The sequence below is a fragment of the Aridibaculum aurantiacum genome, assembly GCF_017355875.1.
Lineage (GTDB): Bacteria > Bacteroidota > Bacteroidia > Chitinophagales > Chitinophagaceae > Segetibacter > Segetibacter aurantiacus.
On record NZ_JAFEWC010000001.1, the window covers coordinates 529690 to 544376 of the forward strand.

Sequence of the window (14687 nt, forward strand, 5' to 3'; positions counted from 1 at the left end):
TTTTGGGTATAGTGTGCTTTTTTCTATTCCTGTACTGCTGGCAGTTATTGTAATGTTTCACCTGCTTGGAAAAACATCATTATCTATTCTTCAAAAGAAACTTTTAGTTGCCGTGGTTGGATGTTTTGGAATATCGCTGCTCTTTTTTCTTTGTTTCCAGGCATTATCCACCAGCTTCACTGACACTAGTTTTTTAGTCTACGTTAGTGTATACAATTCCTGCTTTCTTTCGTTGTGCTTATTGTATAATTGGAGCAAGAAGTTTGTTGATTAATAGTAGACTTGGACTTTTGTCTATGTACTTGTTTAGGTGCAACTATTAGGGGTACATGATTCCCTTGTTCACCAACCAAAGGTGCTGCTTCTGCTTTTGCAGGTGCTGTTCTAAAACAATAATATCTATTCCTGTACGTTGTTACCAGTTGCTTGAAGGTGTTTCAGCAGCTTGCTTTAGAGCAGCAGGCGCTATTAACATTTTGAAAAGTCACATTTAGGCATTTACCAATATTTTTACCCTATTGTAATACCACCTTATGCGTTTAGTTATACCTATTATTGGTTTATTGCTTGCTCTACATTCAGAGGCACAAACCAAGACCCCTGTAAAAACATCCAAGCCAGTTTCGGCTACTACAGCTGGCAGCAACGGCTATAATATTCCCATTACGCTTACGCCGCTGAAGAATACTTACGTTTACCTCGGCTCTTACTTTGGCAAGTACAAGAACATGGCTGACTCTGCCTGGCTAAATGATAAAGGGCAAGGTGTTTTTAAAGGCAATAAGAAGTTTCCAAAAGGCATATACTTTGTCGTTTCTCCTAATAAGTACCTGCTGTTCGAAGTGCTGATGGACGACAAGCAGAATTTTTCTATAAAAGCAGATACTGCGGCGCTACAAAATGCTACTGTCACAGGTTCAGAAGATAATACGCTCTTCCAGGATTATACCCGTTTCCTGGCGCAGAAAGCGCCAAAGCTAAACCAGCTGCAACAGCAACTGGCGGCGGCTACTACGGCTTCAGATTCTGCCACTATTAGGGAAGCACTCGTAAGAGGAAACAAAGAGCTGCAGGATTATCGCGAGAACATTATGGAGCAGCAGCCTAACTCTATGCTGGCGTCCTTCTTCTATACCATGAAGCGGCCTGAGGTGCCGGCAATACCTGTGGCAGCCAATGGCAAAGCGGACTCTTCTTATCCTTATCGTTTTGTAAAAGCAAACTGGTGGGAAGGCGTTGACTTCAGCAATGAAGCGCTCGTTCGTACACCTTTCTTCGAGCCTAAACTGGAAGAATATTATAAGTATTATGTGCACCCGGAGGCTGATTCCATCATTCCTGAAGTAAACTACATGCTGCTGGTGAGCCGCGAGAACAGGGAGATGTTCAAGTACCTGCTGGGCAAGTTTACTGACAAATACATCAACCCTGAGTACATGGGGCAGGAGAAGGTTTTCCTGTTCCTGTTCGATAAATATTTCAGCAAGGGCGACACCACGTGGCTGAGCCAAAGCCAGCGGAAGTATATTTTTGATCGTGCCTACAGCCTGATGGCGAACCAATTGGGCGAGGTAGCAGCCGAACTGAATATGCTGGATACTGCCGGCAAAAATGTGAGCCTTTACAACATAAAAGCGCCGTATACTTTCATTACATTCTGGGATCCACATTGCGGTCATTGTAAGGAAACAGTGCCACGAGTAGATTCAATTTATCGCGCAAAATGGAAAGCGTTGGGTGTAAAAATAGTAGGTGTGAACGTAGACGAGGGTGCGAATGATAGCTGGAAGAAATTCATAAAGGATCATAAGCTGAACGATTGGGCGCATATTTACCAGCCTAAGAGTGTGAAGGAAGACGAGGCAAAACGTGGCGTTGCCAACTTCAGGCAATTGTACGATGTGTATAAAACGCCAACTCTATATTTGCTCGACAGCGAGAAACGCATCATTGGAAAAATGCTTTCTATTGAACAATTTGATGAAGTATTACAAGCCAAATTAAAAAACCCTGCTCCTAAAAAATAACCATTGATGAAGAAATCAGCCCTTGTCCTTGCTTGTAGCCTGGCGGTGGCCGCAGTAAATGCTCAACCAGTATTTACCTTCGGAAAGAACTCCGTTTCTAAAACAGAATTCATCCGAGCTTTTGATAAGAATCCCGTTAATACTCCAGACCGCCAGAAGGCGCTGAAGGAATACCTTGACCTGTATATCAACTTCAGGTTGAAGGTGCAGGCAGCGTATGATGCAGGCCTTGATAAAGATCAGACGCAGTTGTACGAGTTGCAGAATTTCCGCCGGCAGATTGCAGAGAATATTCTGAATGAAAAGGCTAACCTGAAAGAGCTGGTAAAAGAAGCTTTTATCCGTAGCCAGAAGGATATTCACCTGGCGCATGTGTTTGTAGAAGTGCCGGCAAAAGGCGATACAGCCGCTGCCTATAAAAAGATACAAGAAGCATACAAGGCACTGCAGCAGGGGAAATCATTTGAAGCAGTGGCTGCAGAATATTCTTCCGATCCGGGAACTATACAATCGAAAGGTGACCTTGGTTTCATCACAGTGTTTACATTGCCTTACGAGTTCGAGAATATTGCTTACAACATAAAGCCTAATACATATTCTGCCCCGGTAAGAACTAGTCTTGGCTACCATATTTTTAAAAATAAAGCAGAGCGTACTCCTTTGGGTACACGTCGTGTAGCACAGATACTTATCGCTTTTCCTCCTAATGGTTCAGAGGCTGAAAAGACGGCAGCAAAACGTAAAGCTGATTCTGTTTACAATTTGATTGCCAAAGGACAGAAGTTTGAGGACCTGGTAGCGCAGGTGAGCAATGACATGAGCTCTAATTACAGCGCTGGCCAGCTTCCTGAATTTGGCATAGGAACGTATAATCCTGTTTTTGAGCAACAGGCATTTGCGCTTACCAATCCAAACGATATTACACAGCCGTTTGCCACAACGTACGGCTATCATATTTTGAAATTGCTGGAGGCTAAGCCGATTGCCAGCGACACCAAGGATGATATTTTTATGGCTCAACTGCAGGAAAAGGTGAGCAAAGATGGCAGGCTGCTACAGGCGAGGAAGCAAATGCTGGATAAGCAACTTTCTATTTTAAAGTATAAGCCTGCTGCTTATAACCAGGCTGATCTTTTTGCATTTACTGATAGTAATGTGCAAAAAACCACCAGCAAAGCAGTAAGAACAATCAATGAAAAATCTGTTCTTTTTTCTTTTGGTCCTAAGGCCATTCTTGCGGGTGATTGGCTGAAGTTTGTACGTGCCGTAAACAGTACACCAAATGAGTTTTCAGGAAAGGATTATCCAACGCTGATGAAGGATTACGTGCGTGTAACGGCTGATGAATTTTACCGCGATAACCTGGAAAAATACAGCGTGGAGTTCGACCGGCAGGTAAAGGAATTCAAAGATGCGAATCTCCTGTTTGGCATTATGGACAAGCAGGTGTGGAGCAAGGCAAATGAAGATACCAGCGGGTTGAAAACCTATTTCAGCCAGAACAAGGCAAAATATAAATGGGCGCCAAGTGCAGATGCTATTATAGTTACTTGTACCAGCGCCACCATAGCCGAAGAAGTAGCACAAAAACTACAAGGCAATCTTGCCAACTGGAGAACAATTACAGATGCTTATGGCACACAGGTAACTGCTGATAGCGGTCGCTACGAACTGAGCCAGCTGCCAATTCCTGACCGTACCAATTTTACTGCAGGATTGATAACTGCACCTTTAAGCAACCAGTCAGATGGCAGTACATCCTTCAATTTGCTGGTGAAGATCTATCGCGATGCTGACCAGCGGAGTTTTGAAGATGCACGTGGCATGGTGATCAGCGATTACCAGCAAGTACTGGAAGAGCGATGGCTGGCAGAATTAAAGAAAAAGTACCCGGTGAAAGTGAACCAGGCCGTAGTGAAAACATTGAAGTAGCAGATTGATTTAAGTAATACAGAGCCGGCTTTAGCCGGCTTTTTTGTTGTACCAGGTCAAATGATTAATTGTTAAACCTAACGGTACAGTCGGTGGTATAGTTTTTCAAAAGCTTACCTGGTAATCGTACCGCTATGGAAGTATTGAGGCCTATTTCGAAGTTGCTGGCTGAGGCTAAACAAGCAGAGGCCGATGACGATTATGAACAGGCAATAACATTATACGAGCAGGTAATAAAAGCAGACCCGGTACATGAGCATGCTTACAACAGGCTAATGATCATTTACCGTAAGCTGAAGTTTTATAAAGATGAATTGCGCACCATCAACAATGGTTTAAAGGCTTATGAAAAACTTTATAAACCTTCTATCAAGGGTGCTAAGGCAAAGAAGATCGCTGAGATCAGCAACTCCCTGCTTAAGTCCACCGGACTGGCCGATAAAAAAGGCAATCACCTTTATGAACCCGAACCCATTGCAGGCTGGAAAAAACGCAAAATAATAGTGGAGAAAAAGCTGGAAAAGTAACAGGAAGCAACAACCTGTTTGAAAGAAGACAGCCAACAATAGGAGGTTCTTCAACAACAGGTGGGTGCGATTTTTGATATTTAACCAACTGATCAAGAGGAGCATAAGAGTGGATATCGTGTTGATATAATGGCAGGAGATAATTTTTAGTTTGGAAATGAACGGTCTAATTTGAAAACAAAATCTTCTCACTTCTAAACAAGCTGCTATCATGAATTGGAATTTTGAAGTATCTCCAGGTCATATTCCAGAGTACAGGTTGCATTCTTCTGAGGGTACCCAATTGATGTTTAAATACAATTCCCAGCAACAGAGCATCAGGATGAAGTTCAATAACTACCAGGGGGTGTACCTGCTAGGTGATGCAGGTATTTCAGCCAGGAAGTTTCCCCTGCTAAACGTGTATGGAAGCGAAATAGGTACAGTTTCAAAATCAGTGATCAATCCATTGCAAGGCACTATCTACTTGGAAGATCATTACAAGATAACATACAAGATCAACCCACAGCAATCTTCAGTAGAGCTACGATACAAAGAGCAGGTAAATGTTTGCCAGCTTGGCGGTGAATGGAACAAGGCATACGAAGCATTAGGCCTTATCACTGCTATTGCTTTATCGTGGATGTATGCTGTGGCTGTATCGCGTCAGCAACTTTCTGCTGCTTAACATTTCTGTCATGGTATAGCTATTGCAACCGTAGCGGTAAATAATATACCATGAGAAACATTTTAATATTTGCAGGCATAGCAGGCCTTGCCGCAGCCGTTGCTATATATTTTGTTACCGAAGCTGATAAAAACGAAGCAGATTATATAGAAGATGCTGCCGTAGATGCATATGATACTATGAATGAGAATATTGGCAGGGTAGAGCGCAGAGTAAGAAAAGGCTTCAATGCGATGAGCTAAAAACAAAACAGCCCCAGGTGAGGCTGTTTTCAATATTTATTGATACTGTATGTAGAGCGGCTTTGGTGTTAGTTGTAACAACTCCTGTGGAGAGAACAACTGGCCAGAGCCGTTCTTCGTATCGTTCTTATAGAAGATCTTGAAACCTGTAAACTGCACCGGCTCCCGGTAGATGTAGCGTTGCCAGGTTGAGCGCTTCAGTATCTTATCACCCCATCCGTCCATGTCCATTATCACCTGCACTTCTGGTGTAGGCTTTATCTTGTCATAGCCGGTTACCATGCCTTGGGTAAAACGGTGGATGACCAACATCTTAGGCGGTAGGTTGTTGTCACGCACTATTCCAGATAGATAGTTGATTACGTAGTTGATATCATCTGCATTGAAACTGCCTATAACTCTTCCCGGCGTCTGGCCGCCTTTCATTGAAAATTCAGGATCTATTCCCAAATGCACTTGTGGCATTTTTAGGTATTGCTCCAGTTCCGGTACTTCATTTTGCAGGCTGCTTAAGCCAATTTGTATATCTACAAAAACAAGGGCATCTATTTCTTTCGCCCAGTTAACAATGGTGTCTACCTGGTGAAACGGCATACGCAGCCTGTATTTTCCATCTTTACCCGGTGCACTTTGCGCAGTTACTGCTATATAATGAAGAGCCGGTATAACAGGTATGGAAGAGTCTGCTTTTTGCCAGTTGTCTACTTCGCCCTGCAGTTTTTTTAGCATCTGTTGTTTAGGTAACTCGCCTAATATGCCCATGCGGGTAGAGTAGAGGTTGCCATAATAAGCTATTATACGATTAAATGGTAGTACAGCACCGGCGACCGGGTAAGGTGTTTTAGCTGGCCAAAGACCTGTAGTATCGTTGTTGCTGATTTGCGCCATTAGCGCATTATACTTTGCAGTATCTAGTGTATTTTCTTGTGGCTGGTTTTGCTCTTGCGAAGTGGCATTTTCTGTAGTTGCCACTGCCGATGAATCGGTAGAGCCTGCTTTTACCTGGCTGGAGTTTTGGCAGTTACTAAAGCAAAGAGTAAGTAATGGAAGAGCAAGGATACTGAACCGGTGTAATTTCATATTGTAGTTGTGAGCGTATTTGTAGCAGTTGCAAATACAGTACCTCTTTGTAAGGTGGATTGGATGAACGTAATATTAACGCAGCACCTTCATTTTCACCATTTCAATCCTGGTATCGCTTACGCTCAATACTTCAAATTCAAAACGATCGATAATGATCCTTTCTTTTTGTTTTGGAATGGTTTCGTGGTGCGCAATGATAAACCCGGAAAGCGTTTCAGACTCTTCTACGCTTAGCTCCAGGTCGTATTTTTCGTTGATGTAGTCAATCTCTAACCTGCCGCTAAAAATGTATTCATCTTCGGCAATTTGCTTTTCTACAAATTCTTCTTCATCGTATTCATCATGAATTTCTCCGAAGATCTCTTCCAGTACATCTTCCATGGTTACTATACCGGCGGTGCCACCATATTCATCTACTACCCATGCAATGCTCTTGCGCTCTTTCGAAAATTTGTTGATAAGATCAGTGGCGCTCATGCTTTCGGGAACCGCAGGAATAGGTAGTAAAATAGATTGTATATCCTTCGCATTCCTGAACATATCAAGCTGGTGAACATATCCAACAATGTTGTCAATATTGTCTTTGTAAACAACCAGCTTACTAAGTTTAGTATCGATCATGTGCTGCTTAACCTCTTCCAGCGGAGTGGAAATGTCGAAACCTTCCACTTCGGTTCGCGGTACTAGGCAGCTCCTGATTTTTACCGTAGGCAGCGACAATGCGTTTTCAAAAAGTTCAGTATTCAGTTCCTGGTTGTCTTCATCTGCCTCCCTGTTTTGTTGGAAAAAATGCTCCAGGTCGCCTTTGCCAAAAGCTTCATTGCGATCGTTCACCCTAACGTTGAAAAGATACTTCAGTATCCATTCAGCTATACTTACCAATATGGAAGCGATAGGATAGAAGATGGCATAAAAGAAGCGTGTAGCGGGTGCAAAAAACGCCAGTAATGAATCATTCTTAGCCCTGAATATGGCTTTGGGTATAAACTCGCCGAAGATGAGGACGATGAGGGTAGAAAAAACAGTATCTATTACCAGCTTCAGGTAAGTATTGGTGATGCCGTAATACTCCCAAATTGGATGAAGCATACTGCTAAACAGCAATCCATATATAACCAGGAAGAAGTTGACACCAATCAGGCAGGTGCCAATAAACTTGGCGGGCACTGCCACAAATTTTGAAAGTATAATACCGCTGAGCTTGCCTTGTTTCTTCTTTAGCTCAATGCCAAGCCTGTTGGCTGTAACAAAAGCTATTTCCACGCCTGCAAAAAAGCCAATGAGCAGTAAGGTGATTATGATCCAGAAAACGGTGATATAAACATCGTTCATGAAAACTAAATTAGTATTGAATTTGCAAATAGCCGAAAGGAAAATAGGAGGAATTCACAAGCGCTTCTATTGAGCAAGAAAACTGCTGTCGGCTACATTAATAAAACTGTTGTGGGGTTTGTGAATGGTAAACCACTTAAAGCTTTGGTCAGCAATCATTCCTTTACCATAGATCTTTTGGTCTGGCTTATGGATGATCACGTTTTTATCAGTATAAAAAACTGCTTTGTTCTGGTCCCAGTAAAGCTCATTGGTGCGCAGCGTATCACCTGCCCTGTTATAAACGATCACGCTATCGCGTAAGAAGACTTTGTTCTCGTGTTCTTTGTATTCGCCATAGCGTGAAAAAAGTTTGCTCTCAACCTGCAGGCTGTCATCATAGAATTCCACCATCAGGTTTTTCGGGAACTCTACACGAGGTGTATCTACCTGGTAGCGCAACATAATTGGTGCCCTCAGCCTTGCCTTTACTTTTCCTTCCTGGCTCAAGAATGATTGGATGTCTTTACCCTCTTCTATGCCTATACGCTTGTTGGAAAGTTGCGCTACTTCCTGCATATCGTTTTCGCACGACCAAATAAAAAAGCAGCCCATTATAGTGGCTGCTGCTTTTTTGAATATAGTGAACCTACTAGTCATACCTGCGTTTGATAAACCAAATATCGCTTAAGTTGAAGCCAACTGAAAAACGAAGGAAGTTTTCAGTTATGTTGTTCTCCCTTGATCCTCTTTTTCCAAATTCCAAAGAAGTATTGATCTGTGTAGACTGCGAGGTTCTCCAGCTTCTCAGGGGAAATCCTGCACCTACGGTCATAGAATAGGTAGAATAGTTTTTACCCATAGCCACTACATGATCTCTTCCGATATTGAAGCCAGCACGATAAGCTACGTTATTCCAAAAGCTTTCAGTGAAAGGACGAGGTACCAATTGGCCTCCAACTTTTACCATCCAGCTATTGTTCAGGTTGTCATTCTGTCCCATGAACCTGTAATCTGCCCAATTGGTGGTGGTGTATTCTATACCAATCATCCTGTCTTCTAGTGCATAACCAGACCTGTGTTCTGTTTTGCGGGTAAAAGCAATACCTGCATTGATAGAAGAAGGTAATGTAACCTGGCCGCTGGTGCCAACCTGTGAAGAAACAGTGTCAATAGGTATCATACTTCCTGCACCACTGTAAAAGAAAGTGTTGCGTGTCATATCCTGTTCAGCATTTAGGTTCTGCGACAGGTTTCCTGCAACACCCAGTCTTATCGAAGTACGGCCACTGAGTTTTCCTTCGTACATGGCGCCACCATTAAGGTATAACCCGCCGAAAGATGTAGTGGTAGAAGAATTGGAACGATTGGTTGGTAAGAATGAAGTATCAGCTATGATAGTACGTGTAGCAATTTGTTTCCTTCCGAATGTATAGCCGGTATTGATACCGATGCTAAAGTTGCCCCACTTTTTAGATAAACCTACGATTGCCTGGTTCAATCCGCCGCTACCTTCGTAGTGGTAGATCACGCTGTCGGTGTTGTTTGGCTGTATTTTTCTTCCTTCTACAACAGAATAATTAATAGAAGTAACCGGCCGAAGACCAAGTACCATAGCTACATGGTTCTTTTTCCTGCGTTGTTCTGCAGTACTAAGCGGAATACCCATTAAAACATAAGAAGGCGTAAAGTTGATGCTATTGTACTTTAAAACAGGTTCTGCACTTTTAAGGGTGCGGCTGTCAATATTAAGTCCAAGATCAAACGTTACATTGTTAAGCCGGCTATAGCTTGCAGGATTTGCAAAGTTGATGCTTGCTGCATCAGCATGCGCTGCGGTCAGTCCGCCCATGCCCCTGTTAAGTATATTGCTTGCAGGAAGTACATCACCTAAACCAAACCTTGAAAAGGGTGAGTTTTGTTGTGCTGAACCGTAAAGCGATACTGTAAGAAGTGAAAGAAATACGCTCAGTTTTGGTTTATTGATTATACTCGCTAATAGCATAAAGGCCTTTGTAGATTAAATTGGGGTCTGCAAATATCTTGTTTTTCAGCAGCGAGCCAAAAAAGCCTATATCACCCCCGGTTAAATGGACGTTAAAGTTCAGGTACCTTTCGTGGTACATTTCTATGATCCCTTCTATCTCTTTTTTCATCCCAAACAGTACGCCGCTCTGGATGTTTGTCTTGGTGTCGTAGCCTAAAAGAGGAAAGTTCCAATCAGCTTCTACCAGTGGTAGTTTGGCTGTATAATATTCCAGCGACTTGAAACGCATCTCCATTCCTGGTGATATGCTTCCACCAATAAACTCGTGGTACTTGTTTACAAAATTGTAAGTGATACAACTTCCTAAACCGATTACCAGGTTGTGTTGGTTGGGAAAAAGAGATACTGCAGCTACCACCATTGCAAGCCTGTCGGCGCCAATAGTATGAGGTTTGCCCACCGGCGATGTTACCGGCAATTTGCTCTCGTACGATAGTTTATGAAAACTGGTGGCTGCCGCCAGTTGTGTTTCAATAGCCGGGTTGTGATCAATAACCGAAGAGAGAATAGCTTTATTCGGTTCATATTTTTCCAAAACCCCCGCAATGGTTTCTTCTGTATCATCGGCCAATACGATGACCTCAGAAAATTTTTCATCATTGAATACAGCGCACTTTAGCCGTGTGTTCCCAAAGTCGAAGCAAAGTGTGGTCATGGTGGCAAAGATGCATACAATGAAATAAAAAACGGATAAAGTTGTTCCAGCGCCTGAAAATCGTCATTCATCAAAAATTTAATGTTGCAGGTGGAAAAGCTATCGTAATATTACGATACAATATGGGCGCAACAAAATCAGACGAGTTTAGTGTAAGGGAAAACCGGATAGCCAGGTATGCCAAAGCATTAGGTCATCCTGCTCGGGTAGCCATACTGCGCATTTTGGCCAGCAGGCAAACTTGTGTGTGTGGAGATATCGTTGATGAACTGCCGCTGTCGCAAAGCACGGTATCACAGCATTTGAAAGAACTGAAAGAAGCAGGATTGATCAAAGGAGAGATAGAAGGAGCGAAGGTGTGCTACTGCATAGATGAGAAAGAATGGAAGGCTGCACAATCATGGCTCAACCAGTTGTTTGATGCCTACAAGGGTGGCAGTGGATGTTGCTGATTTTTTTTGAGCTAATTCATCGGTAAAATACGATTGATAGATTAGTAGAACGCTGATTTTTATGATTGTTATGGTGAGCGCAGTTGCTTAATGAACATCCAGTTCAATCATACCATTATAAAACCTGCGTTACCTAATAAGGATTTGAACCTTGATGAAAGGCGAGATTGGGAAGGTTCAGAAATTCATATTTGATCATCACCATCTTAAAAATCTGCGTTCCCTAATATATAAAAAATAAAAATCTAATAAAATGCAAACACAAGAACAAGCAAAAGAACTGGTAAGGCAGAAATATGCTGAGATAGCATTGCAGGATAAAGAGATAAATGCAGCATCCTGCTGCGGCGCCGGTGGGTGCAGTACCGAGGTGTACAACATTATGGCAGATGATTATAATGCTTTAGAAGGTTATAATCCTGATGCTGACCTGGGATTGGGTTGTGGCCTGCCTACGCAATTTGCCAAAATCAAAAAGGGTGATGTAGTGATTGACCTTGGCAGTGGTGCAGGCAACGATGCTTTCATTGCACGCCACGAAACAGGTGAGACAGGCAAAGTGATCGGTATTGACTTCACGCCTGCTATGATTGACCGTGCCCGACAAAATGCAGAAGTTAGAGGTGTTCATAATGTAGAGTTCAGGCAGGGCGATATAGAGCATATGCCTGTAACTGCGAATGTGGCTGATGTGATCGTAAGTAACTGTGTACTGAACCTGGTACCTAATAAAGATGGTGTTTTCAAAGAGATCTATCGTGTATTGAAGCCGGGCGGTCATTTCAGTATTTCAGACATTGTACTAGAAGGAGAGTTGCCAAAGCAAATTCGTGAAGCCGCTGAAATGTATGCAGGCTGTGTATCGGGTGCTATACAAAAGCAGGTGTACCTGGAACTGATCGAAGCCAATGGTTTTACCAACATCACTATCCAAAAAGACAAAGCCATCTTCATCCCGGATGATATTTTGAGTAACTATCTATCCGCCGAGGAAATAGCTGCCTTCAGGCAATCGGGAACAGGAATAAGAAGCATCACTGTGTATGCAGAGAAGCCTGTGGTAAAGGAGGCTTGCTGCGCCCCGGGATGTTGTAATTAATTTTCTACCACAGAGAAGGCAGATGCGTACGATACTAGGTATTGGATAGTGATCTCTGCTTTCCCTGTGACACATCCATCTATTTCTTCAATGATACTAACTCAAAACTATAGTCATGAATATTCAACCAGCAAACAAGCAAGATCGTGATGAACTGATAGCTTTATTGCAATCGCAAAAACTGCCCGCACATGACCTGCCTGCCGTACTTGATGATTTTTACATTGTAAAAGAAGAAGAGCAACTCATTGCTGCTATAGGTATGGAGCGATACGCACAATACGGCTTGCTCCGCTCTATGGTTGTTCATCCCGATCACCGTAACAAGCAATTGGCAGGCGCATTGGTGGAACATTTAGAAACCTCAGCGAAAGATACAGGCATTACAATTATGTACCTGCTTACAGAAACAGCTGCGAAGTATTTTGAAAAGAAAGGCTACAGTTATGTGGAAAGAGCGCATGTTCCGGCAGTACTGAAGCAGTCATCAGAGTTCAGCCATGTATGCCCGGCCAGTGCTACCATCATGATGAAAGACCTACATACAGTTAAACTAGAATTATTAGCTGCTACGAGTCTTACTAATCAACTTATCAACTGATCAACTTCACTCATGTCAGCAACAGATTGTGCTCCGGCAGCGCAGCGAAAGAAACTAGGATTTTTAGACCGCTATCTTACCCTTTGGATATTTATAGCTATGGCTTTGGGTGTGGCCATTGGCCACTTCATTCCTTCGTCGTCGGGCTTTATTACATCCTTTAGTTCAGGCGCTACAAATATTCCTTTGGCTATTGGATTAATATTGATGATGTACCCGCCATTCGCCAAAGTGAAATACGATAAGCTGCGAGAGGTTTTTAAGAACACAAAAGTATTGGGCGTGTCGTTGTTTCTAAATTGGGTCATTGGGCCAATACTCATGTTCATACTCGCCATTCTTTTTCTTCACGATTATCCTGAGTATATGGTAGGCCTGATACTGATTGGGCTGGCGCGTTGTATAGCCATGGTGATTGTATGGAATGAACTGGCGGAAGGTAGTCGTGAATATGCGGCTGGGTTGGTGGCGCTCAACAGTGTCTTCCAGGTATTGCTGTACAGCGTGTATGCCTACCTGTTTGTAACAGTGCTTCCGCCACTATTTGGAATTACTGGTGCGGAGGTGAACATCACTATTGGAGAAATTGCAGAGAGTGTAGCGATCTACCTGGGTATCCCTTTTGCGGCAGGCGTCCTCAGCAGGCTCTTGCTGCGCAAGGCCAAAGGCAACGAGTGGTATGAGAAGAAGTTCATCCCGTTCATCTCGCCTATCACGCTCATTGCGCTGTTGTTCACCATCGTGGTTATGTTTAGCCTGAAGGGTGAGCTGATCGTACAGATACCGATGGATGTAGTGCGGATAGCTATACCCCTTGTTGTTTACTTCGCACTGATGTTCGTTGTTAGTTTTATCATAGGTAAAAAGATGGGTGCTGATTATTCCACTAATGCATCTATCGCTTTTACTGCTGCGGGTAATAATTTTGAGCTGGCGATAGCGGTGGCAATCGGCGTGTTTGGCATCAACAGCGGGCAGGCTTTTGCTGGTGTTATTGGCCCATTGGTAGAGGTGCCTGCGCTTATAGCATTGGTAAATGTTGCCTTCTGGTTTAGGAGGAGGTACTATACTAACACATCGCGCTTAGCTCGAATTGAATGAACCACTAAGGCACTAAGAGCACCAGGTAGCACTAAGACTTCGTGTTTCTTTGTGTCCTTTGTGTCTTAGTGGTTCAGGGAAAGTCGCCATCATTCCAAAAGCACAAGTGTGCGACGCAACGATGCTTAATTGAACGATACAGCTGGTAACAAAAACTACTAATATGAAAATTGCTTTATTCTCCGATATACATGCTAACCTTCCGGCACTGGAAGCATGTCTGAAAAGTATAGATGAACATAACCCGGATGCGGTGTATTGCCTGGGTGATTTGGTTGGATATAATGTGTGGCCCAACGAGGTGGTTAACGAGATAAGAAGAAGGCGCATACCTACCATTGCAGGTAACTACGACCAGGGGATTGGGCTGATGAATGGCGACTGTGGTTGTGCATATAAGACGGACCATGATAAGGACCTGGGGCAGCAGTCGATCGCTTTTACAGATAGCATAGTAAAGCCGGATGAGCGTCGCTACCTGCGGACGCTGCCTGCACATATTCGTGTGGAGTTTCAACTGAATAATGATAAGCTAAACCTGCTGCTGGTACATGGCAGCCCGCGCAAGATAAACGAGTACCTGTTTGAGGACAGGGATGAGAATAGCCTGCTGCGCATCATGGAACAGGCAGATGCTGATATCATGTGCTTTGGTCATACGCATAAGCCATATCATCGTGTTCTGCCGACAGAGCCTGCTGGTGAGGCGCACTATCGACACGCCATCAACATAGGCTCAGTAGGTAAGCCTAAGGACAATAACCCGCAGGGATGTTATGTATTGCTTACAATTAATGCAGATTCTTCTATCGCCAATAAGGACGCTATACAGGTAGAGTTTGTACGATTTGATTATGATGTAGAAACAGCAGCGAAAGCCATTGAAGACAGCCCGCTACCAAACGACTTTGCAGAGATGTTGCGGAGGGGGTACTAGTTACGC

General features: G+C 43.3%; 15 protein-coding genes. 10 read left to right on the forward strand and 5 right to left on the reverse strand.

Annotated features, from left to right (window positions below; genetic code table 11):
- The first annotated feature begins 533 nt into the window (after positions 1-533).
- The 5 genes from J4N22_RS02275 to J4N22_RS02295 all read left to right on the forward strand — a co-directional run bounded on the left by J4N22_RS02275 (position 534) and on the right by J4N22_RS02295 (position 5395).
- The gene (locus J4N22_RS02275; protein ID WP_207492089.1) at positions 534-2027 is read left to right on the forward strand and encodes a TlpA family protein disulfide reductase; all 1494 of its coding nucleotides are present in this window, start codon (positions 534-536) and stop codon (positions 2025-2027) included.
- 6 nt (positions 2028-2033) lie between these two features.
- On the forward strand, positions 2034-3959 hold the full coding sequence (locus tag J4N22_RS02280) for a peptidylprolyl isomerase (protein ID WP_207492090.1): 1926 nt from the start codon (positions 2034-2036) through the stop codon (positions 3957-3959).
- A 134-nt stretch (positions 3960-4093) separates the two neighbouring features.
- Complete coding sequence (locus J4N22_RS02285) at positions 4094-4486, forward strand: hypothetical protein (protein ID WP_207492091.1); 393 nt, start codon at positions 4094-4096, stop codon at positions 4484-4486.
- 211 nt (positions 4487-4697) lie between these two features.
- The gene (locus J4N22_RS02290; protein WP_207492092.1) at positions 4698-5153 is read left to right on the forward strand and encodes a hypothetical protein; all 456 of its coding nucleotides are present in this window, start codon (positions 4698-4700) and stop codon (positions 5151-5153) included.
- Between the two features lie 50 nt (positions 5154-5203).
- Entirely contained in the window at positions 5204-5395 is a 192-nt protein-coding gene (locus tag J4N22_RS02295; RefSeq protein WP_207492093.1) for a hypothetical protein, read from the forward strand.
- 36 nt (positions 5396-5431) lie between these two features.
- Here J4N22_RS02295 and J4N22_RS02300 read toward each other — a convergent pair whose 3' ends face one another.
- The 5 genes from J4N22_RS02300 to J4N22_RS02320 form a co-directional block, all read right to left on the reverse strand.
- Positions 5432-6475 (reverse strand): hypothetical protein, encoded by a 1044-nt coding sequence (locus J4N22_RS02300; protein WP_207492094.1) that lies wholly within the window; start codon positions 6473-6475, stop codon positions 5432-5434.
- A gap of 75 nt (positions 6476-6550) precedes the next feature.
- Positions 6551-7810 carry a hemolysin family protein gene (locus tag J4N22_RS02305; protein WP_207492095.1) on the reverse strand — a complete coding sequence of 420 codons (1260 nt, stop codon included), beginning with the start codon at positions 7808-7810 and terminating at the stop codon, positions 6551-6553.
- Positions 7811-7876: 66 nt separating this feature from the next.
- Positions 7877-8449: an LPS export ABC transporter periplasmic protein LptC gene (gene lptC, locus J4N22_RS02310; protein WP_207492096.1), complete on the reverse strand. Its 573-nt coding sequence runs from the start codon at positions 8447-8449 to the stop codon at positions 7877-7879.
- The gene (gene bamG, locus J4N22_RS02315; RefSeq protein WP_207492097.1) at positions 8442-9794 is read right to left on the reverse strand and encodes a BamG family beta-barrel-assembly machinery protein; all 1353 of its coding nucleotides are present in this window, start codon (positions 9792-9794) and stop codon (positions 8442-8444) included. Before bamG ends, lptC begins: the two co-directional genes overlap by 8 nt.
- The gene (locus J4N22_RS02320; RefSeq protein WP_207492098.1) at positions 9769-10491 is read right to left on the reverse strand and encodes a type III pantothenate kinase; all 723 of its coding nucleotides are present in this window, start codon (positions 10489-10491) and stop codon (positions 9769-9771) included. The genes bamG and J4N22_RS02320 overlap by 26 nt, the downstream gene beginning before the upstream one ends.
- 122 nt (positions 10492-10613) lie before the next feature.
- Between J4N22_RS02320 and J4N22_RS02325 the strand changes: the two genes are divergently transcribed.
- The 5 genes from J4N22_RS02325 (at position 10614) to J4N22_RS02345 (ending at position 14681) form a co-directional block, all read left to right on the forward strand.
- Complete coding sequence (locus J4N22_RS02325) at positions 10614-10943, forward strand: ArsR/SmtB family transcription factor (protein WP_207492099.1); 330 nt, start codon at positions 10614-10616, stop codon at positions 10941-10943.
- Between the two features lie 253 nt (positions 10944-11196).
- On the forward strand, positions 11197-12042 hold the full coding sequence (locus tag J4N22_RS02330) for an arsenite methyltransferase (protein WP_207492100.1): 846 nt from the start codon (positions 11197-11199) through the stop codon (positions 12040-12042).
- A gap of 115 nt (positions 12043-12157) precedes the next feature.
- The gene (gene arsN2 / locus J4N22_RS02335; protein WP_207492101.1) at positions 12158-12643 is read left to right on the forward strand and encodes an arsenic resistance N-acetyltransferase ArsN2; all 486 of its coding nucleotides are present in this window, start codon (positions 12158-12160) and stop codon (positions 12641-12643) included.
- 12 nt (positions 12644-12655) lie between these two features.
- On the forward strand, positions 12656-13744 hold the full coding sequence (gene arsB / locus J4N22_RS02340; RefSeq protein WP_207492102.1) for an ACR3 family arsenite efflux transporter: 1089 nt from the start codon (positions 12656-12658) through the stop codon (positions 13742-13744).
- A 163-nt stretch (positions 13745-13907) separates the two neighbouring features.
- Entirely contained in the window at positions 13908-14681 is a 774-nt protein-coding gene (locus tag J4N22_RS02345) for a metallophosphoesterase family protein (protein WP_207492103.1), read from the forward strand.
- Positions 14682-14687 lie beyond the last annotated feature (6 nt).